The sequence below is a fragment of the Mesorhizobium sp. M7A.F.Ca.US.005.03.2.1 genome (genome assembly GCF_003997795.1).
GTDB lineage: Bacteria > Pseudomonadota > Alphaproteobacteria > Rhizobiales > Rhizobiaceae > Mesorhizobium > Mesorhizobium ciceri.
The window spans coordinates 1-893 of the sequence record NZ_RZRP01001391.1 but is presented as its reverse complement, the minus strand read 5'-3'; the positions used below and the strand labels follow the sequence as shown (position 1 = coordinate 893).

Sequence of the window (893 nt, the reverse complement as noted above, 5' to 3'; positions counted from 1 at the left end):
CGTGAGCGGTGACGTCGATGACAAGGAGGTTCTCGATGCGGCGCTGATTGCTTCGGCGCAGGCCGTCGAACACTACGAGATGACGCGCTACGGCACGCTCATCGCCTGGGCAAAGCAGCTTGGCCGCACCGACTGCGCCAATGTGCTGGCCAAGAATCTCAAGGAAGAACAGGCGACAGATCGCAAGCTAACCGAAATGGCGGAAAGCAAGATCAACCTGCAGGCAGCCGAATAAGGCTGCAATCCGGCCGGCTGGTAACTCGGCCGGCCGGATTGCCGGTAGGTTCCATCCCGTCAGCGAGACGGGTCGACGCCCAGTGCCGCTGATTGCTTGCGCAGCGCCTCACCGTCATCCTGCGGCACATGCCGAGCAGACCCTGCGGTTTCCGTGTAGATGCGATACGCTACACAAGCGAACGCCACCATGAAAAGCAGACGGCCCATCCATCCTACTCCTTCGTTGCGGACTTCGTTTCGGCCATCCTCAGTACCCTCCGACGACGGGCAAGATTTCGCCGGTGATGTAGCTCGAGCAATGCGGCGAAGCGAGGAACACATAGGCCGGCGCGAGCTCTTCCGGTTGCGCTGGTCGTTTCATTGGCGTGTCCGCGCCGAATTTCGAGACGTCGTCAGCTTCCTTGTCCGACGGATTGAGCGGCGTCCACACCGGACCCGGTGCTACCGCATTCACCCTTATGCCCCTGCCGATGAGATTGCCCGACAGGGCCCGCGTGAAAGCATGGATGCCGCCCTTGGTCATCGAATAGTCGACCAGCTGTTTTGAACCGTCGATACCGGTTACCGAACCGGTGTTGATGATCGCCGAACCGGGTTTCATGTGCGGCACCGCTTCCTGCGCCATATGAAAATAGCCGTAAAGATTGGTCTTCAAC

At 59.9% G+C, this 893-nt stretch carries 3 protein-coding genes; 1 reads left to right on the top strand and 2 read right to left on the bottom strand.

Features of this window, described 5'->3' with window-relative positions; genetic code table 11:
- Positions 1 to 235: DUF892 family protein (locus EN991_RS38015; protein WP_164769747.1), on the top strand; the 235-nt coding region annotated here is incomplete at its 5' end.
- 59 nt (positions 236 to 294) lie between these two features.
- Here EN991_RS38015 and EN991_RS38010 read toward each other — a convergent pair.
- Both EN991_RS38010 and EN991_RS38005 read right to left on the bottom strand, forming a co-directional pair.
- Positions 295 to 444 (bottom strand): hypothetical protein, encoded by a 150-nt coding sequence (locus tag EN991_RS38010; protein WP_013531568.1) that lies wholly within the window; start codon positions 442 to 444, stop codon positions 295 to 297.
- Positions 445 to 484: 40 nt separating this feature from the next.
- The coding region (locus EN991_RS38005) for an SDR family oxidoreductase (RefSeq protein ID WP_127370621.1) at positions 485 to 893 on the bottom strand (409 nt) is incomplete at its 5' end.